This window comes from Arthrobacter sp. FW306-06-A (assembly GCF_021870055.1).
Classification (GTDB): Bacteria; Actinomycetota; Actinomycetes; order Actinomycetales; family Micrococcaceae; genus Arthrobacter.
Map to the genome: position 1 here is coordinate 3,129,920 of NZ_CP084552.1, position 21,598 is coordinate 3,151,517.

Below are 21,598 nucleotides of genomic sequence, written 5' to 3' on the forward strand. Positions count from 1 at the left end.
GGGCGCTCCATCCAAACCGGGCACACATCCAACCCGGACGCGCTGGTCAGCCCTGCGCGGTCAGCCCCAGTGCGGTGGTTTCTGTTCCTTCAACCACGTGTCGTGGTCGTCCTCCCGGTCTCCCCAGCTGCGCGCATCGTCCTCTGCGGCCTTGCTCGGAAGGATTTCCTCGCTGCCGCCCTGCGCCGCGCGCGCCGCAGGGGCATTCGGGCCGGGTGCCGCAGGCGCCCCCGACGCAGCAGCGTCAGTGCCAGGTTCAGGGTTTCCGTTCTTGTTCTCGTCGTAGTGCATGTCTTCCTCGGGACCGGCTTTCCCGGCCCTGTCTTCCTTGCCCAATTCTTCTCTGCTCAAATCTTCTTTGCCCACGGAAGCTGCCGATGATGCGGTATCGATTCCATTGAGCGCCTGGTGGACGTCGTCGTCAAGGAAGCCCGTAGAGGTCGTGGTCCTGCCAGGGAGCACGATGTTCTCAAGTCCCAGGTACCCCGCTATGCGGTCGGCGCAGGTCGAGGGGTCGGTGAAGACTTCGATGGTCCACAGCGGCATGTAGCGCCAGCCCAGGCGTTCCAGCAGTTCCGGGCGCAGCCGGCTGCGTTCACGCACGCTCATGGCGCGGTACTGCTTGGTGCCGTCGGATTCGATGGCCACAGGCCGGGGCAGGTCCAGGTCGTCCTGGCCCATAGTGTTCAGGGGGTCGGCCGCGGCAACAACGTCGATGGCGCCGTCGTACTGGTGCCACACCCGGGCGCCGCGGGCGCGCAGCCTGTCCCCCAGATCCGCTACCAGGGGATCCGCTCCCAGTGCCTGTTCGCTGGCAGCGGCACGGGACGCGGGAGTGCCCAGGTCCGTGTTGCCGGAGATTTCCCGGTTCAGCAGCGTGTAAAGGTCCACCGCCCCGTGGGTGAGGCGGGTGTGGTCCAGGTCTTCCGGCCGGAAGCAGGTCAGCACGTGCAGGGAACGCCGTGCCCGGGTCATCGCCAGGGCAAACTTTTCCCGGCCACCCTCGGCGGACAGCGGCCCGAAGTTGTGGAGTGCACGGCCGTGGGGGGTCCGCCCGAATCCCGGCGAGAAGATGACGTGGTCACGCACCAGGCCTTGGGCGCGTTCCAGGTCAACCACCCGGAAGGACTCCGGGCCGGCACCGAAGAATCCGGCGAGGCCGGGCTGGTTGGACAGCTGGAGCCTGATGGACTCGCCAATCCGGGCCGCGTGCCGGAGGCTGGCGGTTACGACGGCGAGGGACGTTCGGGGGCGCATCCTGGCGTGCTCGAAGACCAGTTCCACAACGCGGTTGACCTCCGCCACGACGGATTCCACACCCTCGTGGTCGGCACTGGGCAGGCCGGTGCCGTCCGGCAGGTACTCAACCAACAAGGAGCGGTCCAGCCCCGTGGCGGACTGCCCTTCCGGCAGCCGGCGCAGGCCGCCGTCGTAAAAGCTCTTACTCAGCTGGAGGACCAAGTCCTCGTCCACCGCGCGATACACCACATTGAGCCGCCATACCGGCAGGACGGCGGAAAGCGCGGTAAAGGCGCTTTCCACACGGTGGTGCGCCGACTCGCCGGGCGCCAGCCGCTCCACTCCCACGGTGAAGGTCCGTGGCGTTGCTATGCGGGAATCACCGAAGGCAATGACCTGCCGTGCACGGGCAATCGAGGGCAGGACGGCCTGCAGGGAGGTGGCCTCAGCATCGAGGATCACCACCGCGTCGAAATGCTGCTCCGCTGGCAGCAGGCCCGTCATGAGGTAAGGACTGACAGACCAAACGGGAACCAGCGTCCCGATCAGGTCAGGCGCCTGTGCGGTCAGGGCGGGCAGGGAGACCCGCCCGTCCTTCAGCAGGCTGCGCAGAAGGCCGGCCTGCCGCGGCTGGGCGGCAATAGCGGTGCGCCACCGCTCCGCCAGGGCCCACCGCAGCCGGGCTGCGCCGCTGGCAATGTGCGCATTGTCTGCGAGGCGGTACTCTGCTTCGAGCCGGCGCAGTGCGTCGCCGTCGGACATGGCCAGGTAGTCGTCACCGCTGATCATTGCCTCGAGCGCGGACTGCCACCAGGCCAGTTCCAATTCGGCCGCGACCGATCCTTCGGGTACTTCCCGTTCAGCAAGGTCGGCAAGGAGTTCACCCAGGCCGTGTTCGCGCATGTTCTCGATGAGGAGTGTGCGTTCGGGCAGGGTCTTGAGCGTATCGGTGTCCGCCACCAGGCGCTCCAGGCGTTCCATCAGCTGCGGGTAGGGAACGCCGGTCAGCGACCCACCGTCTTCCGTATGCCGCAGCGCCTCGCCCAGCTGCGCCAACTCCTTGTCCAGGGAGCGGTACATGGCGTTCATTTCGGCCAGGCCCGATGGAACGGCAGGGTGCCGCTGCGTTGTGGCGTATCCCGCCCACAGGGCCCGCTGTTCCTGCACCAGCAGCAGGGACGAGTGCAGGTCCGCGATGTGGACGCCCGGACGCACATATTCCTTGGCCACCCGGCGCAGCCGGGAGCGCTGCATGGCGGTCAGCTCGATGCCGCGCTCACGCCGCCACGAGGACGGTGCAGTGGCGGAGATCAGGTCCGTCACCGGGCGGTCGAAGATGTCCGGGGTGAACTTGTCCAGGCTGCCGCGGACGGCAACCAGCAGTTCCAGCTGCTCGCCCCACTCGGCAAAGGATTCGCCCAGACGGATTTCGGCGTGCTCGGCAACCGCGTCCATCCGGTCGCGGAGGATGGGAAGGCTCTTGGCCACGGACCGGACCAGGTCCTGGGCTTCCTCGGTTTCCTTGCGGGTCAGCAGCCTTGCGCCGTGCCAGGGGCTGGTGGTGGCCGCCTTGCTGAAGCTGCCCAGTTCGGCAGCACGGCGAAGCCGGCCGGCCAGTTCATCGCGGTCCCGGATGCTGTCCAGGACGCTGCGCTTAAGCCGGACGGTGGTGGCCGGTGCCGGATGGATGGACGTGAGTTCGGCGAGGGACTGCATGGCCTGGTACGGCGAGCAGCCCCACCGATCGCGGACGTTGTGCAGCGATGCCACGTGGTCCATCAGCGCATGCCGGTGCTCGGTAAGGGTGTTGTGCAGGTTCCCGAGCTGCGGTTCCAGCGACTTCTCGTTCCGGACGATCGCCCGGACCAACTGGCCCTTCAGCTGTTGGGCGGTGACATTCCCGGTGAGCTGGAACAGGATGGACTCCAGTCCCAGCGACTCCAGGTGTCCGGACACCTCATTGAGGCTGGCGCGCCGGTCGCCCACCACCAGCACGGTCTTTCCGGCATCCACCAGGGCACCGATGGTGTTGATCGCGGTCTGGGTCTGGCCGGTACCGGGCGGGCTGCTGACCACCAGGGAGTCCCCGGCGCGGGCTGCATCGATTACGTACTGCTGGTCCGTGTCCGCGTCCAGCAGGAGCAGTTCGTCCTTGGGGTGCCGGTTGTCCAGCTGCGGGAAGCGGGACGGGTCCGGTTCTTCAATGTCCACCATCTCGCCGCCGGCGGCGGTGGCCAGTGCGGACACGATGGGGTGTGTGTCGTTGATCCAGGGGTCGTCCAGGTTGCCGGAGAGGTCGGCGAAGGTGGAAACGAGCAGGTTGTGCTGGGTTTCCGCCCCGTGGATGGGCCGGATCAGGGTGGCCAGCCGGTCCAGGACGGGCTGGGGGTCGAACCGGGCGGTGCTGTAGGCCAGGCGCGTCACGGCGTTGACGTCGAAGACGATGCCGTGGATGTTCTTCAGGTGCCGCACCAATGCCGGGTTGATCTGTGCCTGCTCGGTGAGCTGCAGTTCAAAATCGTCCTCCCCTGGCCGAACCGTGAGGGAGATGGCGGTCAGCATCACGGGGGCGGACACACGCTGGGGTTTGCCCCCGACGGCGGATGTCCACACCACGGTGCCTGCAGACAGGTACCCGGCATCAATACCCCGGTCATTGGCGAGCTCAAAGATCTTGGACCGGATGTTGCGTGAAGCCCTTGCCGCGACCACGTACTGCTGCCGGTCCCGGATCAGCGTGGACAGCCGTGTGCGGCGCCCGGCCATGAGCTGGGCGAGTCCGGAGGGGTGTGCCGAGGTGAGGTCGATGGAACCTTCGGGCGTCTTGGTGAAGCGCAGCATCGTGTCCGCGCCGGTGACGGGTTTTAGCCCGGACAGCCATTTACGAAGCTCTTCCGAGCCCTCCGGGTGGCCTTGACCAACTGACACTTCTGCCTTCTTTTCTGCGTTTGCACGTGACGTCCTGGACCATACCGGCATAGGTTCGAGAGTAGCCGCTTCGGCGCCGGACTTGAGCGACCGCAACACTGGAGCACGGGAAATTGCGGAGGATTCATTCGGGAAAAGCAGTGGCCGGCCCCCGCTGGCGGAGGCCGGCCACTTAGGAAGCTATTCCCACTCGATGGTTCCCGGCGGCTTGCTGGTGACGTCCAGCACCACCCGGTTGACGCCGTCCACCTCGTTGGTGATCCGGTTGGAAATCCTGGCCAAGAGGTCGTAGGGCAGGCGCGACCAGTCGGCGGTCATGGCGTCCTCGGACGAAACGGGACGCAGCACGATGGGGTGGCCGTAGGTGCGGCCGTCGCCCATGACGCCGACGCTGCGGACGTCCGCCAGCAGCACTACCGGCATCTGCCAGACCTCGTTGTCCAGGCCGGCCTCGGTCAGCTCGGCGCGGGCGATGGCGTCCGCCTTGCGGAGCAGGTCCAACCGCTCCTTGGTGACCTCGCCGACGATCCGGATGCCCAGGCCGGGGCCGGGGAACGGCTGGCGGCCCACGATCTCCTGCGGCAACCCCAACTGGGCGCCCACGGCGCGGACTTCATCCTTGAACAGGGCTCGCAGCGGTTCGACAAGCTCGAACTGCAGGTCCTCGGGAAGCCCGCCCACGTTGTGGTGGCTCTTGATGTTCGCCGCACCTTCGCCGCCGCCGGATTCGACGACGTCCGGGTAGAGGGTGCCCTGGACCAGGAACTTGATCTTCTCGCCGTGCGCGGCAGCCTCGGCAATGATGGCCAGTTCGGCTTCTTCGAAGGCGCGGATGAACTCGCGGCCAATGATCTTGCGCTTGGTTTCGGGATCGCTGACGCCTGCCAGTGCCGAAAGGAAGCGCTCCTGTTCGTTGGCCACGTACAGCTTGACGCCGGTGGCGGCCACGAAGTCGCGTTCCACCTGTTCCGCTTCGCCCTCGCGCAGCAGTCCGTGGTCCACGAACACACAGGTGAGCTGGTCGCCCACGGCACGCTGGACCAGCGCTGCCGCCACTGCTGAATCGACGCCGCCGGAAAGCCCGCAGATAACCCGGGAATCCCCGATCTGCTGGCGGATCCGCTCCACCTGCTCCTCCAGGATGTTCCCGGTGGTCCAGTTGGGCTCAATCTTGGCGCAGTTGAACAGGAAGTTTTCAAGCACCTGCTGTCCGTAGGCGGAGTGCTTGACCTCCGGGTGCCACTGCACACCGAAGAGACCCTTTTCCTCGTTGGCGAAGGCAGCCACCTCCGCGCCCGCGGTCGTGGCCAGCACCTCGAAGCCTTCGGGCGCAGAGTGGACGGAGTCGCCGTGGCTCATCCAGGTCTTCTGGTGCTGGGGCATGCCTTCCAGCACGGAACGCCCCTCGCCCAGGATGGTGGTCTCGGTGGATCCGTATTCCCGCAGGCCGGTCTTGTCCACCTTGCCGCCCAGCGCGTTGGCCATGGCCTGGAACCCGTAGCAGATGCCAAAGACGGGGACGCCGGCCTCGAAGAGGTCGGCACCAACGCTCGGGGCGCCGTCGGCATAAACGCTGGAAGGGCCGCCGGAAAGGATGATGGCGGCGGGATTCTTGGCCAGGAGCTGCTCGGTGGAGTAAGTATGCGGAACCACTTCCGAATACACATTCGCTTCCCTGACGCGGCGGGCAATCAGCTGCGCGTACTGGGCACCGTAATCAACAACCAGCACCGGCTTCTGGGAAGTCTGGGATGCAGTGGGAGTAGTCACCGTAATAGCCTACTTGGCGCCGTTGCACCGGCGCACCTTGGGAGGCCGCGCTGTGACGGAGCAAACGTCCGACGGCGGCCGGTCGGCTGCCTGTGCGCGGCCCACTGCGGAGGGGATCAGTAGCGCTGCGGGGCCTGCGGGTTGGCGGCCAACTCGGCCTCCACCTCGGCGTGGAACTTCTTCTCGACGATGAAGGACAGGAACGGCACCACGCCACCCAGTGCCAGCAGGACCAGCTTCAGGAACGGCCAGCGTATGAGAGACCACAGCCGGAAGTTGGAGATCAGGTACACCACGTACATCCAGCCGTGCACGATCAGCACCGTGACGGAGACATTGACGCCGTTGATCACCCCGGCCGGTTCGGCGTCGGCGAATCCGAAGCCGAACGGCTGGCCGGTCACTGCGTTGGTGCCGCCCGCGAACAGGTACTGCCCGAAGCCGTACCGCGCCACGAGTTCGGCGCAGAGCAGGAGCAGCATGGTGCCGGTGAGGTAGGCCATGACCTTGTAGAACTTCAGGGCCGACCGGATCTGTGCCTCAGTGCCGCCGAAGCGGCGCTTCTTGCCGGAAGTCTTGCCGCCGGATGCCTGCGGGGATGGGGTGGCGGGTTTCGGATCAATCATGGCTGTACCTTCTGCTGGTGCTGGTCAGGCTGCTGCTGTTCAGGCTGGTGCTGGTCAGGCTGCTGCTGAAGAGGCTGTGTTTCGTGTAGGCCGCCTGCGGGGGCTTCATCGGCGTCCTCGAGGGCCTCCTCGAGATCGCGGTGGTAGTCGTCCTTGACCAGGCGCCACCAGATAAAGAAGGCGAAACCGGCGAAGACGACCCATTCGATGGAATAGAACAGGTTGAGCCAGTTGATGTGCTGCCCGGGGGGCTGCGGCCCGATATCCAGGGGCAGGAGCTTTCCAGGGACGGCTGAGGCGCTGACGTCCTGGCCGCCCACCACCTCGGCGGTGGCAGACACAAAGCCCGGGTAGCTGCTCACGTCCCAGTAGTTGATGAGCTCGGCGACGGAAACAGCCGTGGCCTCCCCCGGCTTGGGCGACTTCCCGGCCACCGGCGCCTCGGATGGCAGGAGGCGTCCGGTTAGTTCAACAACGCCCGACGGCGGTGCTGCCGCATCCCCCGGCTCGGCTACCCACCCGCGTGCCACCGGGATCCAGGTTTGGGGAGATGCGCCCGCGCCGGTCAGGGCCGGGGCACCGTTGACGGCGAAGGCGGACACCACCCAGTAGCCGCTTTTGCCGTCGTGGAGCCTGCCGGGAACCAGGACCTGCTTGTCCGGGCTGTACGTTCCCTGCGCCGTCACCATCTGGTCTGCGACGCTTCCGTGGAAGAACTCCCCGGGCTGCAGGGTGCTTGTGAGCTGTTGGACCTGTTCAGAAGCCGGGTTGACCGGCACCTCGGGTTGGGTGGAGCGCCCGAACTGCCACTGGCTCAGCAGCACGAAGACCCCGGAAAGAACGATCGCGAAGATAAAGCCTGCGATCCATCGGGGCTTAAGGGCTGTTTTCCACACGTCTTAACCGTACTTCGTACTTCTGTAGAACAACTAAACGCCAGGGCATCCGGACCGGAAACGGGACCGGCCCATCCCAGCCGCGCCTAGTGGTCGAAGAAGACCAGGCTGGAGTTGATGAGTTCGGCAATCACTTCGGCGTCGTACGCACGACGCAGCGACTCCCGGAAAGACTCCTTTGAGAGCGACCGGGCCAGGGTGGCCAGCACCTCCAGGTGGTCCGAGAAGGAGCTGGCCGGGGTGGCAATCAACAGGATGACCGTGGCCGGACCGTCCGCGGCACCAAAGTCCAGCGCATGGCCGTACTTCGCGATTCCAACCGCGATGGACGTTTGGGAAACGAATTCGCTCCTTGCGTGCGGCAACCCGATGCCGCCCGGGAGCCCCGTGGCCAGTTGGTGCTCCCGGGCGTTAACGTTCTTCAGGAACCCGTCAAGATCTGAGATCCGCCCTGCCGCGTGCAGCCGCTCTGCCAGTTGGTTGGTGGCGTCGGTCTTGTCCTTGGCCTCCATTTCCAGGATCACCATGTCGGCGGTGGTCAAATGGGCGTCATACGGGTCCAGTGGTTCCGCCAAGGCGTATCCCTTCGGTCAGCAGTGGGGCTAGCGGCCCCTCAACGCAAGGGCACGATGTCTTCCGCGCCCAGGCGGGCAGCGTCTGCGGATTCGTCGTCCGGCTGTTGCTGGCTAAGGCGTTCCGCCTCCACACGGGCAAGGTAGTGGCGGACTTCGTTTTCGCGCTGTGCCTCGCTCCAGCCAAGGACGTCACCCATCAGTTTAGCGACAACAGGGGCCGCGGACACGCCGCGGTCCCACGCCTCGATGGAGATCCTCGTCCGTCGGGTCAGGACGTCCTGCACGTGGCGGGCGCCCTCGTGCGTGGCTGCGTACACGGCCTCGGCCTGGAGGTAGTCATCGGCTCCCGGGATGGGCTCAGCCAGTTCAGGGTTCTGCTCGATGATTTCCAGGACTTCGGGGGTCATGGACCCGTATCGGTTGAGCAGGTGCTCGATCCGCGCCACGTGCACCCCGGATTCCTCCGCGGTGCGGTTCCGCCGGTTCCAGGCCGCCCGGAAACCGCTGGCGCCCAGCAGCGGGATGGTCTCGGTACAGCTGGGCGGCACCCGCTCGTCCATGGTGCGGGTGGCCTCGTCGACGGCGTCCTTGGCCATGACCCGGTAGGTGGTCCACTTGCCGCCGGCCACCACCACCAGGCCGGGAACCGGATGCGCCACCACGTGCTCGCGGGAGAGCTTGGCGGTGGAGTCATTTTCACCGGCCAGCAGCGGCCGCAGCCCGGCATAGACCCCTTCGACGTCTTCCCTGGTGAGCGGCCGCTTCAGAACCTGGTTGACGTGTTCCAGGACGTAGTCGATGTCCTTGCTGGAGGCTGCCGGATGCGCCTTGTCCAGATGCCAGTCCGTGTCGGTGGTGCCAATGATCCAGTGCCTGCCCCACGGGATGACGAACAGCACCGACTTCTCGGTGCGCAGGATCAGCCCCACGGTGGACTGGAAACGGTCCCGGGGAACCACCAGGTGGATACCCTTGGAGGCGCGCACCTTCAACTGGCCGCGGTCCGTCACCATGGCCTGGGTTTCATCGGTCCACACACCCGTGGCATTGATGACCTGCTTGGCGCGGACGCTGAACTGCGTGCCGTCCTCGCGGTTCTCCACCTTGGCTCCAACCACCCGCTCGCCCTCGCGCAGGAAGTCCACCACCGCCATCTGGTTCACTGCATGCGCACCGTAGTATGCAGCCGTGCGGACCAGGTTGGCCACGTATTTGGCGTCATCCACCTGACCGTCGTAGTACCTGATCGATCCCACAAAGGCATCGTTCTTCAGGCTGGGGGCCGCCCGCAGCGTGCCGCGCTTGCTCAAGTGCTTGTGGAACGGCACGCCGCGGCTGTGTCCGCTGGAGATGGACATGACGTCGTACAGTGCGATGCCGGCGCCCACGTACGGACGCTCAATGAACGGCTTGGTGAGCGGGTAAAGGAAGGGCACCGGCCGCGCCAGGTGCGGGGCAATCTCGGAGAGCAGCAGGCCGCGTTCCTGCAGGGCCTCCTTGACCAGGGCAAAGTCCAGCATTTCCAAGTAGCGCAGGCCGCCATGGATGAGTTTGGATGACCTTGAGGAGGTACCGGCGGCCCAGTCGCTTGCCTCGACGATGCCAACGCTCAGCCCACGGGTCACGGCGTCCAGCGCTGCTCCGGCACCAACGATGCCACCGCCCACAATCAGAATGTCCAGCTCCTGGCCGGGTTCGGCTGTGGCGCGCAGCCGCTGGATGGATGCTTCCCTGGCTTCGGGGCCAAGGACCCCGCCGTTTGCAGGAACACTCTTCATTGAACGCCTCCAGTGCCTCTAGTGCCGGTAGTAACCCCACACTACTTGCAAGTGGCGTGCTTTGGGCAGGGCCGGGTGGTGCCCACCCGGCCCTGACCTGTGCTTAGTTTCCTTCGTAAGGCGATACGACGACGTCGACCCGCTGGAATTCCTTCAGGTCCGAATAGCCGGTGGTCGCCATGGAGCGCCGCAGCGCACCAATGAGGTTGGACGTGCCGTTGGTGTGGTGGCCGGGTCCGAAGAGGACCTCCTCCAGCGGCCCAACGGTGCCGACATTGGCGCGGTCCCCGCGCGGCAGCTCGGTGTGGTGGGCTTCCTGGCCCCAGTGCCAGCCCTTGCCCGGCGCTTCTTCTGCCCTGGCAAGGGCACTGCCCAGCATGACGGCGTCGGCGCCCATGGCGATTGCCTTGACGATGTCACCCGAGGTGCCCATGCCGCCGTCGGCAATCACGTGGACGTAGCGGCCGCCGGATTCGTCCATGTAGTCGCGGCGTGCCGCGGCGACGTCGGAGATCGCGGAAGCCATGGGCGAGTGGATGCCCAGGGCGCGCCGCGTGGTGGTGGTTGCGCCGCCACCGAAGCCCACCAGCACGCCGGCGGCACCGGTGCGCATGAGGTGCAGCGCCGGGGTGTAGCCGGCTGCGCCGCCCACGATCACCGGGACGTCGAGTTCATAGATGAACTGCTTGAGGTTGAGGGGCTCGTGGTCCTTGGAGACGTGTTCGGCCGACACGGTGGTGCCGCGGATGACAAAGATATCGACGCCGGCAGCCAGGACCGTCTTGTAGTGCTCCTGGGTGCGCTGCGGGGTCAGGGAACCGGCAACGGTGACGCCGGCCTCGCGGATTTCGGCCAGGCGGGACGTGATGAGTTCCGGCTGGATGGGTGCCTGGTACAGCTCCTGCATCCGACCGGTGACGACGGGGCTGTTGGTCTCGTCTTCAAGCGCCGCAATTTCATCGAGGACCGACTGCGGATCCTCGTACCGGGTCCAGAGGCCTTCCAGATCCAGCACGCCGAGGCCACCCAGCTTGCCCAGGGCAATGGCCGTGGCCGGGGACATGGCCGAGTCCATCGGAGCGGCGATCACTGGCATGTCGAACTGGTAGGCGTCGATCTGCCAAGAGACGGAGACGTCCTTGGGGTCGCGGGTGCGACGGTTGGGGACGATTGCGATGTCATCCAGGGAGTAGGCACGACGCCCACGCTTGCCACGGCCGATCTCGATCTCATAAGTCACTGCTCTAGGTTATCCCAGCAGGTCCGGTGGCTTTGCCCGGGCCGGATCCTGACGGAAAGCGCTACCCGTGGCGGCGGCGCGGGGCAAACACGTAGCCTTCTCCGGAGTCTCGGTGGATGCTCCCGCGACCAGCTTACGATTGGGCTTCCTTCCGATAGGGAGGACCTGGTCCTCTTGGCGTGACCCTACGGCAACCCGGCTTCCGGACCTCTGTAAGGCGCACCCTTCCCGCTACAGTGGCGTGATGGGCAGCCGCTGGACATTTGACGGGCATATCGCCGGCATTGGTACTACTTCCGGGCTGCGCGCCGTAGTTGGAATATGGCAGGACTCCCCCTTCGGATCCTTCTCGGACGTCATGGTCCAGCAGCCTTCGGGACACCGGCTGCTGCTGGCACCGACGCCTGAAGTTGCCGGCTTCATCGCCGCCACCTACAGCTTTGACGAGGTGCGGGTGGTGGACGTTGCCGCCTTGCTCGCCGGCCACAGGTTGACGGTCGACGCCGGCCCGCTGGAAATCCGGGCCGTCACCGGTGCCAGGACTCGCCTGGGTTCGGTGCTTCAGGCAGTGCCCCGGCGCCTTGCTGTCCATCCCCGCTGGCTCGCCGCGGTCAATCCACTCGCTGCCCTCGCGGCACCCGGCGCCCGCACCTACGGAACTGCCGGCAGTGGAAGGGCGGAGTTCTATGGGGTGACCGACCTGCACCACGTGACCTCCGCCGTCGTCACTTGGGAAGGTGCCAACGCCGGGACGCTCTCCCCCATCCGGCCGGCCGTAACGTTCGGCTTCAGCAGTGTGCCGCCGCGGCCAAGTGTGGCCCGCGTGCGCACCACCGTGGTGGAAGCGTGATGGGGACGCCGGCGCCGAGGTAACCGTGATGCACAGGAACGGGCACGGGGTTGTGCCCATCGAAGGGCCCGTCTCTTCCGGTTTTGGTGGATGAGCATGGTCTTCGCCGTACCCTGCGCGGAGCGCGGGCTTCGACAACCTGCGTCAGACTCCTTCGGGTTCCTCCACGGAAAGCTGGGACTCGAACATGCGGAAATAGCGGCCGCGCAGTGCCACCAGCTCCTTGTGGCTTCCCTGCTCCACGATCTGCCCGTCCTCCAGCATGTACACCACGTCCGCCTTCTCGATGGTGGCCAGCCGGTGGCTGATGGCGATGATGGTGCTGCTGCGGTCGGCGAAGAGACGCGTAAAGATCCGGTGCTCGGCCAGCGCATCAATGGCGGACGTGGGCTCATCCATGACCATGAAGGATGCGTCCCGGTAGAAGTTCCGGGCCATCGCCAGGCGCTGCCACTGACCGCCGGAAAGGCCGCTCCCCTTCCGGCCGCGGGGGTCTTCCATCCAGTTGCTGACGTGGTTATCCAGGCCGTTGGGCAGCTTGTTGATGAAGTCGAGTGCCTCGGCGTCGGCTGCGGCCCTGCGGATGCGGTCATCATCGCGAGGACTCTCCACATCGCCGAAGTAGATGTTCTCGGCGGCCGTGGCGAACTCGTACTTGAGGAACTCCTGGCTGAGAACCGCCAGGTGCCGGTGCCAGGAGGTGACGTCGACGGCGGCCAGGTCCACGCCGTCGAGCAGGACTTGCCCCGAGTCGGGACGGTAGAGGCCTGCGAGGATGCGGATCAGGGTGGACTTGCCGGCACCGTTTTCCCCCACGATGGCGATGTGCTGGCCCTGGCGGATGGTCAGGCTTATGCCCTTGATCACTTCAATGTCGCTGCCCGTGTACGTGAAGCGGATGTCCTTCAGCTCCACTTCCTTGGGTGCTTGCAGCAGAGGAGGCGCGTGTTCCGAGTGCATGGGCATCGCCATGAACAGCTCGTAGTCCTTCAGGTTGGCCAGGTCCTCATCGATGGAGCTCAGGGACGACACCAGGTTGTTCGCCGTGGACAGGGCGCGGCTGACGATCTGCTGAACGTAGAGGAACTGGCCCACCGGGGCGGCGCGGGCAATGATCTGCCCCACCACCCAGATCAGCGAGACCACCTCCGCGCCGTATTGGAGTGCGTCGGCGGCAAGCTGCTTGGGGATGTAGCGTCGCTGGTAATCCAGGCGCCGCCGCTCGTCCGCGTCGCGGAGCCGGGACCGAAGGCCCATGAGGAAGCCGACAATGCCGTAGAGCCGCATCTCGGCGATGTGTTGCGGCCGCAGGAGGTTGGTTTCAATCATGCGCCGCTGACGGCGTGAATCCACCTGCGTGTTCCAGTGCGCGATCTGCTCCCTGGACAGCTTGAACTGCAGGTACACGCTGGGGACGATCGCCACCAGGACGATGACGGCGATCCACCAGCTGACCAGCAGCAGGGCGCCGATGGCCAGGATGACCGAGACCAGCTGCGTGAAGATGGCGGCGATGCGGTCCAGGACGCGGGCATAGGAATCGGAGAATCGCTTTGCCCGGTCGTATAGGTCCACCGTCTCCTTGTCGTCGTAGCGCCAGAACTCGAGAGCGAGGAACCGCTCATACATCTGGTCCCCCACGATGGCGCCAACCTTGAAACTCATCAACTGCTGGATGTAGCGGTCCACGCTGTTGAAGGCGCCCCAGAACAGCCCCAGCGCGGCCGTGATGATGACGTAGACGACAGCACTTCGGCCTGCTCCGCCGTCGCCCGCATATGCCGCGGCCAGCGCCGAGGTGGTGAGGGACGCGAAGTAGGTGGTGACCAGCGGCAGCACTGCGGAGATCAGGGAGCCGAGCACCTTCATGACCACAGCGCCCGGGGATGCCCGGAAGCTCACTCGGAGGACTTGGGCCACGGCCTTGGCATAGGGGCGCAAGGCAAGCCGCTTTTGCGGATCGCGCTTAGGAGTCAGCTCCGCCGGATGGCGTGTTGGAGGCATGGAATCAGCCTAGTGCTGGGAGTGCTCGAACAGGCCTGGAGTCATCCAGTGGAATGGAGACAGCGCCGCAAGGCGTCCTCTCCCGGGGACCAATCCAGGTAATGGAAGTCCGGGCGATGGCCAACCACCCGCAGCAATTCCCCATTAAGATTCACCCCGGTTTTAGGCTCGAATGTCCCGCCCGGAACATCTGTCCTGCCCTGCGCATGAATCTCTACTGGCAAGTGTGTTGGTTCTGGGTGGGGGTGTTCGGGTTTGTAGTGGCGGCCGGTGGGCGAGGTCCAGCCGGGTGATCCGTTGTTGGTGGCCGGGTCTGGTGTCCATTGGGTGTGGTGTTTGAGCCGGTGGTGTTTCGGGCACAGTTGTGCCAGGTTGCCGGCCCCGGTGGGTCCGCCACATCCCCAGGCTTTCAGGTGGTCGGTTTCGTTTTCCGGGGTGCGGTTGGTGCAGCCGGGGAAGGTGCATTTGCCGTCGCGCATCCTGATCCAGCGTTTGATGGTTTCGGTGAGCCGGTAGTTCTTCCGGCCGATCTCCAAGGGTGCCCCGTCCCTCGGGTCGACCAGGACGCGGTAGAAGGAGTCCGCGCCGTCGGCGACCAGTTTGCGTGCGGTGGATGCCGGGATGGGTCCGAGCCCGTCGAGCATGGCGGGTTCCTCCGTGAGTCCGAGCAGGGAGAACACCGGCACCGTGACCAGGACGTCCGCCCGCGGGGTGGGGACCTTGCCCGGTTCGCTCGCTGATCCAAGGAGCAGGGATGCTGCGATGTCGGGGCGGAGTTGGGTGATGGTGCGTGGTTCGTTGGGGCCCTGGAGGCCGCGGGCGGTGGCGGTGGTGCGGTTCCAGATGGCGCAGGCGGTGTCGCCGGGGAGGTAGAGCGAGACCCAGGCCATGCCGTCCCGGTCCGGGGTGTATTCCATCCGCCGGTCCGCCACCCCTTTGGCGTGGCGTTTCTGCAGTGTCTCGGGGTGGTGGCGTTCGCGCCAGTTACGGACTTTGGCCCGGAACCGGGAGGGGACGAGTTCGCCCGGGGCTGCGCCGCGGCCGGGGTGGGGTGCGTCGGGGTCGAAGAAGTGCGCCACCAGCGCGGCAGCACCGGCCGGATCGAGGCCCTCGGTTTCATCGGCGATTACCCTTGCGTGCTGCCAGGACATGGCCCCGGTGGCCAGGGCCTGGAACACCGGTGGGAGGGAGCAGATCGTCCGGGACTGTTCCACCAGAGCACCTGCGGCGGCGGAGCTGATGGTCAGGACCCCTGCGATCTCCTCCACCACGGACATCTCGGCGTAGGTACGGTCCTGCACCGACGCGTCGGGCGGGGTCACGGCCTGCTGGAACCCGACCGCCTCCGCTGCATCCCGCGCCTTCATCGCCGCGAGCTGCGCCTCCAACCGGGCCGCCAGTTCCAGCCGCTCCAGCCGGATCTCGCACCGCCGCTGCAGCACATCGACACCCGAACCAACACCGACGCCGGCAGCCAGGAAGTCGTCCTCCCCGTCCAGCGCATCAAGGGCAGCCACAGAGGCATGAACACCCTCCAAAGCCACCCCAGCGCCGCTTCCGATTCCGACTCCCATAGAAGAATCATCCAACGAGGGTCTGACATTTTGTTTCGCAGCTGTCTCAGGCCAAAACAAAAGGAGGCAGGGTCACCTCTGCCTCCTTTTGTTCATGCACGCTCAGCGGAAACGTGCCGCCGCAGCTTAGCGCGAGCCGTAGTTTGGGGCCTCGACGGTCATTTGGATGTCGTGCGGGTGCGATTCCTTCAGCCCGGCAGAGGTGATCCGGACGAACTTGCCGCGGACCTTCAACTCAGGAATGGTGGGTGCGCCGGTGTAGAACATGGTCTGGCGCAGGCCGCCCACCAGCTGGTACGCCACCGAGGACAGCGGACCGCGGTAGGCAACACGGCCTTCGATGCCTTCGGGGATGAGCTTGTCGTCGCCGGACACATCGGCCTGGAAATAGCGGTCCTTCGAGTAGGACGTATTCTTGCCGCGCGACTGCATGGCGCCGAGGGAGCCCATGCCGCGGTAGGACTTGAACTGCTTGCCGTTGACGAAGATCAGCTCGCCCGGGGACTCGTCGCAACCGGCGAGCAGGGAGCCGAGCATGACGGTGTCCGCACCGGCCACCAGGGCCTTGCCGATGTCGCCCGAGTACTGCAGGCCGCCGTCGGCGATCAGCGGCACGCCGGCCGGGATGGCAGCCTTGGCGGATTCGTAGATGGCGGTGATCTGCGGGACGCCCACGCCGGCCACCACGCGGGTGGTGCAGATGGAGCCGGGGCCAACGCCCACCTTGATGCCGTCGGCGCCGGCGTCGATCAGTGCCTGGGCACCTTCCCGGGTGGCAGCCTGGCCGCCGATGATGTCCACGTGCGCCGCGGCGGGCTCGGACTTCAGGCGGTGGATCATGTCCAGCACGCCTTGGGAGTGGCCGTTGGCAGTGTCCACGAACAGCGCGTCGACGCCGGCGTCCACCAGGGTCATGGCGCGCTCCCAGCCGTCCCCGAAGAAGCCGATGGCGGCACCCACGCGGAGCCGGCCTTCGTCATCCTTGGTGGCCAGCGGGTACTGCTCGGCCTTGGTGAAGTCCTTGGTGGTGATCAGGCCCTTCAGCCGGCCCTGGTCGTCCACCAGCGGAAGCTTTTCGATCTTGTTGGTGGCCAGCTTGTGCGAGGCTTCCTCGCGGCTGATGCCCACGTGCCCGGTGACCAGGGGCATCTTGGTCATGACGTCACTGACCAGCCGCAGCGGGAAATCGGACTCCGGGACGAACCGGGTGTCGCGGTTGGTGACGATGCCCAGCAGGCGGTTGTCCTCGTCCACCACGGGCAGGCCGGAGACGCGGTAGTGGGCGCAGAGATCATCCAGTTCACGCAGCGTCGCCTCGGGGCGGATGGTGAGCGGGTTGGTGATCATGCCGGACTCGCTCCGCTTGACCCGGTCAACCTGGTCCGCCTGATCGGCAATGGACAGGTTGCGGTGCACCACGCCCAGGCCGCCCTGGCGGGCCATGGCGATGGCCATGCGGGACTCCGTGACGGTGTCCATGGCGGCGGAAAGCAGCGGCGTCTGCACCGAGATCCGCTTAGAGATCCGGGAGGAGGTGTCGGCCTCGGACGGGATGACGTCGGTGTGGCCCGGCAGGAGGAGGACGTCGTCGTAGGTCAGGCCAATGAAGCCAAAGGGGTTGTGTTCGGGCTCGGTCATGAGTGCGCCTCTTACCTTGGTTGCTGGGTCACGGGTAGGGGTTGCAGCCGATGACCAGCCCGTGATTACGGAACTGGCCTGTGCAGACGATCCTGCGGGAGCACCGTGCAGCACGGCATTCCGGGGGCAGAAAGTGTTGAGTAAATATTAGAACCTCGGCGCCGATCCCCCTATTCCGCGCGGCCAATGTGAGCAACCGCACGGTCCCCCACCCGCTCGCCGCTCAGGCCAAGCCCAAGGAGTGGGTCAGTTCCAGCCGGTGGCGGCGAGCAGGCGCTGCTCGAACATGGGGATCATGGTCTCCACATAGGTCCGGGTCAGGTGGTTGTCATCCTTGTAGACGTAGACGTTTCCCACCACCGCCGGGCAGACCCCGCGGGCGCAGATGAAGTCGCTCATGTCCATCAGGTGCAGCGCGGGCAGCTTGCCGCGGTAGTTCTCGAGGGGGGACGGCTCCACCAGGGACTCGGCGAGCGCCGGGTTGCAGGCCGGCGCAGCGGCACCGTGGCGCTGGGCGCACTGCGGCATATTGAACGTGAACCGGGGGTTGTCCCGGATTCCCACCACCTCGATACCCGCATCGGCAAATGGCTGCACGCCTTCGAGGTATCCCGGCACCTCGGTTTCGAAGGGAGCCTCCTCGTGGGTCAGCGAAGCCACCGTGAACACAGCATCGGGCCTGTGCTTCAGGACGTAGGCGGAACTGGCGCGGTTGTAGGCGTTGCACTCTGCGTTACGCGCTTCCGAGTCGGCGCCGAACCGGCAGGCCGGCATCAGCAGTGTCACCAGTTCCCAGCCGCGGGCAGCAGCAACCGGGGCCAGCGCGGCAAGGTACTGCTGGGCATGGGAGTCGCCCAGCACCACGATGCGCTTGGAGGAAGGTTCCTCCGGCAGCTCCTGCCGGCAGCCCTCCAATATCGGGTCGCTGGTGGCATTGGCGCCAGTGCAGGGCGAGTCGATGCCGGCCCAGTCGTTGTCCAGCGCGGTGGGCCCGGGGATGGTCCGGGCCCTGGGGGCGGGAGTGTTTTCGTTCTCCGGGGTGAGTGCCAGCGCCCCTGGCGTCAGCTCCCTCGGTTGTGCCGCCGTCGCGCTTTCCTCCGCAGTGAGCGATGTCTGCCAGACGGCGACGGGCCCCGCCAGCACGGCACCACAGGCAACAATGACGACGGCGGTGCGCCAGGCGCGCAGCTTGGGCCAGTGCCAGTCGCGCAAGGGTTTTTCGACAAAGCGCGTGGTCAGGACGGCGAGCACTATGGAGGCAGCGACGATGCCAAGGCCCTGTTTGAGGTTGGGCGCTTCCACCCCGGTAGCCGCAAGGGCCAGCACCAGGAGGGGCCAGTGCCACAGGTACAGGGCGTAGGAATTATCGCCCAGGGCGACGGCGGGCCGGCTGCTGAGGAGGCGGTCCACCCCGAACCGGCTGCCGGTCTGTCCCGCCACGATGATGGCGGCCGCCGACAACGTTGGCCACAGTGCCGCGTACCCGGGGAAGGAACGGTCAACGGTCAGGACCAGCCCGCACGAAACCATGCCTGCCAGTCCGGCCCAGCCCAGCACCACCCGGAGCCTCCGGCCGGGCTTCAGGTAGGGCAGCACCAGGGCCAGCAATGACCCCAGCGCAAACTCCCAAAGCCGGGCGCGCGTGTCGAAGTAGGCGTAGGCCTGGCTGGTGGCGGTCTGTTCCACGGAATAGGCCAGGGACAGCACGAACACCGTCCCAAACACGACGGCGAGCAGCCCGCGATAAGTCAGTCGGCCCAGGCGGGGTATCCGGCGCAGCCGGGACAGCGCAATGGCCGTGGCGGCGAAGATCAGTGGCCACAGGATGAAGACCTGCCCCTGGATGGACAGCGACCAGAAGTGCTGCAGTGGGCTGGCGCCCGCATGGTCCTGCGCGTAGTAGTCCACCGCGGCATCCGCCAGCAGCCAGTTCTGCCGGTAAAGCAGGGACGCCCACGCCTGGTCGAGCACCTCCGGCCACCGCCCCTGCGGCAGGATCAGCCAGGTTCCGGCCAGGACCCCCAGGATCACCACGACGACGGCGGGCAACAGGCGCTTGAACAGGTGCAGCCAGTGCGCCAGGAGCTGGAAGGGCTTGCCTGATTCCGCCTTGCGGACGAAGGAGAGGGTGAGCAGGAATGCAGAAATCAACAGGAAAATGTCCACACCGCCGGACACGCGGCCCAGCCAGACGTGGTAGGCCACCACCATCAGGACAGCCAGGGCGCGCAGGCCCTGGACCTCGGGGCGGAAGGAGGGCTTCCGGGGCTTCGAAGGCGCGGGGCCTGCTGACGTGGCTTTGGTGTCTGGTGCTGCCTGCGGCCTCCGCGGCATCAGACCGCCCATCCCGCCGCCGTCTGCAGCCGCTTGGCAAACTCGTCCGCCATGCTTTCCGCGTATTCCGCGCTCAGGTGGTTGTCGTCCAGATACACATACACGTTGCCCACCACGGCAGGGCACTCCGTCGGCGTGCAGATCCTGTCTGTCAGGTCCACCAGGGACAAGCCGGGCAGACGCGCCATGTCCAGGGTGTCGAAGGGACTGGCCGCCGGAAAATTGTCCCCGATCGCCGGGCGGCAGCCCTGGGCCTCGGCACCTTCCCGAACCACGCATTCAGCCATGTTGAAGGAAAAACGGGGATTGTCCCGGACGGCAGCTACCTGGATCCCCTGGTCCAGCCACCCGGAGACCATCTCCTCGAACCCCGGTGTCAGGGCCTCGGCAGGAGTCGAGGGCGCCGCCGCAGTCCCCACCACGATGATGGCATCAGGCTTTTGCCGGGTGATTTCCTTCTGCACGTCCGCGTTGAAGGCGTCGCAGTCCTCGCTTCCTCCGAGCCCGGCCGGCGTGGCCTTGCAGGCACCCTTGAGGATGGAATACAGCAGCCAGTTCTTTTGGGCTGCCAGCGGTTTGACGGCACCGGTCCACTGCTGCGCATGGCTGTCACCGAGCACCAGGACACGCTTGGAAGGCTCACCGGACGGACGCTGTTCGAAACACGATCCCTTCAACAGACGGCTGTCCGGGGCGATCTCCTCCGTGCACGGCCCATCCAGGGATACCCAGTTCTTGGTGAGGTCCGCGGCCAACGGGAGGAGGGAAGCATCCGGGGCCGGCGTTGCGGCCGTGTAAGCGGGGTCAAGGACGCGGGACCCGGGGTTGTTGGCGATCTTTTGCGCTTCCACCGCACGGCGTTCCAACTCAAGCTGGAAACTCCAGCCGGACAGAGGCACCGCCGCCACAGCCACGGCCAGCATGATGGCCAGGGCGGCCCTGCGCTTCCGGACTTCCGGCCATTTCCATTCACGCCAGGGCTTTTCGATGTAGCGCGTGGTCAGGTAGGCGAGCGCCAGGGCCACCAGGATGATGACGGAACCGGAGAGCCAGCCTGCGTGGTCCTTGCCGCTCCAGGCGAGAGCGAGGACCAGGAGCGGCCAGTGCCACAGGTACAGGGCGTAGGAGATGTCGCCGAGCTTGACCAGCGGCTTGGCAGAGAGGAAGCGGTCTATCCCTGCGGCGCTCTCTGTCTGGCCCGCCACGATGACCATGGCCGCGGCGACGGTGGGCCACAGCGCGGCAATACCGGGGAAAGCCCCCTGCACGTCCAGGACAATGCCGCACGCCAGCATGGCCAGAACCCCCACCCAGCCCATGATGACGCGGGTCCGGCGCCGGAAGCGCAGGCCGGGGAGGATCAAGGCCACGAGCGTGCCCAAGGCGAATTCCCACAGCCGGGCGCCGGTATCGAAGTAGGCCTGCACCTGGTTGATGGCGGTGAAGATGATGGAGTAGCCCAGCGAACCGAGGAAGATGGCGAAGAAGATGTAGGCAAGCAGGGGGCGGTAGGACAACCGGTAGCGCCGTGCCGTCCAGCCGGCCAGCGCGAAGATCAGGGGCCACAGGATGAAGACCTGTCCCTGGATGGACAGCGACCAAAAGTGCTGGAAGGGGCTGGCCAGGCTGTGGTCGTTGGCGTAGTAATCCACCGCCTGCTGCTGCAGCAGGCGGTTCTCCGAATAGGACAGGGAGGCCCAGCCTTGCGCGATGAGGTCCAGCCACCGGGTGGGTGGAAGGACCAGGGCGGACACGGCCAGGGTTGCCACGATGACGGTGACAGCTGCCGGGAGGAGCCGCCGGAACAGGTGGAGCCAGTGTTTTGCGAGGGCGAAGGGCTGCTTCCGGTCATGGCGTCCAAGGAATTGGAGCGTCATCAGGAAGGCGGAAATAAAGAGGAAGACATCCACCCCACCGGACACGCGCCCGAACCAGACGTGGTAAGTCACCACCATGAGGACAGCCAGTGACCGCAGGCCCTGGATCTCCGGCCGGAAAGACGGCTTCCGCTGTTTTGTGGCGACACTGGGCCTGGGTTCCGGTGCCTTCGGGGTTTCCGTTATCGACACAAGAACCTCTCAAAATCCCGCCAGCCAAAGCAGCAAGCCTAGCCAACGCCGTCTTTAACAGCTAATCAACGCGGCCG

At 66.1% G+C, this 21,598-nt stretch carries 13 protein-coding genes; 1 reads left to right on the top strand and 12 read right to left on the bottom strand.

The genetic code is table 11. From position 1 onward, the window contains the following. Nucleotides 1-60: 60 nt before the first annotated feature. The 7 genes from LFT49_RS14580 to LFT49_RS14610 all read right to left on the bottom strand — a co-directional run bounded on the left by LFT49_RS14580 (nt 61) and on the right by LFT49_RS14610 (nt 11,052). Nucleotides 61-4,218, bottom strand: coding sequence for a DUF4011 domain-containing protein (locus tag LFT49_RS14580; protein WP_237428595.1), 4,158 nt, complete (start codon nt 4,216-4,218; stop codon nt 61-63). 129 nt (nt 4,219-4,347) lie between these two features. Continuing rightward, complete coding sequence (gene guaA, locus LFT49_RS14585) at nt 4,348-5,937, bottom strand: glutamine-hydrolyzing GMP synthase (protein WP_237428596.1); 1,590 nt, start codon at nt 5,935-5,937, stop codon at nt 4,348-4,350. A 116-nt stretch (nt 5,938-6,053) separates the two neighbouring features. Continuing rightward, nucleotides 6,054-6,563 carry a DUF3817 domain-containing protein gene (locus LFT49_RS14590; protein WP_237428597.1) on the bottom strand — a complete coding sequence of 170 codons (510 nt, stop codon included), beginning with the start codon at nt 6,561-6,563 and terminating at the stop codon, nt 6,054-6,056. Next, a complete protein-coding gene (locus tag LFT49_RS14595) occupies nt 6,560-7,459 on the bottom strand; it encodes an SURF1 family protein (protein WP_237428598.1) in 900 nt (299 codons plus the stop codon). Before LFT49_RS14595 ends, LFT49_RS14590 begins: the two co-directional genes overlap by 4 nt. Before the next feature lie 86 nt (nt 7,460-7,545). After that, on the bottom strand, nt 7,546-8,034 hold the full coding sequence (locus tag LFT49_RS14600; protein WP_018769223.1) for a PTS sugar transporter subunit IIA: 489 nt from the start codon (nt 8,032-8,034) through the stop codon (nt 7,546-7,548). A 38-nt stretch (nt 8,035-8,072) separates the two neighbouring features. Beyond that, entirely contained in the window at nt 8,073-9,812 is a 1,740-nt protein-coding gene (locus tag LFT49_RS14605) for a glycerol-3-phosphate dehydrogenase/oxidase (RefSeq protein WP_236799037.1), read from the bottom strand. 103 nt (nt 9,813-9,915) lie between these two features. Next, nucleotides 9,916-11,052, bottom strand: a complete 1,137-nt coding sequence (locus LFT49_RS14610) for a GuaB3 family IMP dehydrogenase-related protein (protein ID WP_237428599.1) — start codon at nt 11,050-11,052, stop codon at nt 9,916-9,918. A 244-nt stretch (nt 11,053-11,296) separates the two neighbouring features. On the opposite strand from LFT49_RS14610, the gene LFT49_RS14615 reads away from it, so the two are divergent. Further along, the gene (locus tag LFT49_RS14615) at nt 11,297-11,902 is read left to right on the top strand and encodes a hypothetical protein (protein WP_237428600.1); all 606 of its coding nucleotides are present in this window, start codon (nt 11,297-11,299) and stop codon (nt 11,900-11,902) included. Nucleotides 11,903-12,046: 144 nt separating this feature from the next. On the opposite strand, the gene LFT49_RS14620 is transcribed toward LFT49_RS14615, so the two are convergent. The 5 genes from LFT49_RS14620 to LFT49_RS14640 all read right to left on the bottom strand — a co-directional run bounded on the left by LFT49_RS14620 (nt 12,047) and on the right by LFT49_RS14640 (nt 21,521). Next, nucleotides 12,047-13,906, bottom strand: a complete 1,860-nt coding sequence (locus tag LFT49_RS14620) for an ABC transporter ATP-binding protein (RefSeq protein ID WP_237428601.1) — start codon at nt 13,904-13,906, stop codon at nt 12,047-12,049. A gap of 41 nt (nt 13,907-13,947) precedes the next feature. Then, nucleotides 13,948-15,480 (bottom strand): HNH endonuclease signature motif containing protein, encoded by a 1,533-nt coding sequence (locus tag LFT49_RS14625; RefSeq protein WP_237428602.1) that lies wholly within the window; start codon nt 15,478-15,480, stop codon nt 13,948-13,950. Between the two features lie 126 nt (nt 15,481-15,606). Continuing rightward, complete coding sequence (guaB, locus tag LFT49_RS14630) at nt 15,607-17,118, bottom strand: IMP dehydrogenase (protein ID WP_142133152.1); 1,512 nt, start codon at nt 17,116-17,118, stop codon at nt 15,607-15,609. 246 nt (nt 17,119-17,364) lie between these two features. After that, a complete protein-coding gene (locus tag LFT49_RS14635) occupies nt 17,365-19,452 on the bottom strand; it encodes an acyltransferase family protein (RefSeq protein ID WP_237428603.1) in 2,088 nt (695 codons plus the stop codon). Continuing rightward, complete coding sequence (locus LFT49_RS14640) at nt 19,452-21,521, bottom strand: acyltransferase family protein (protein WP_237428604.1); 2,070 nt, start codon at nt 21,519-21,521, stop codon at nt 19,452-19,454. The genes LFT49_RS14635 and LFT49_RS14640 overlap by 1 nt, the downstream gene beginning before the upstream one ends. Nucleotides 21,522-21,598: the final 77 nt, after the last annotated feature.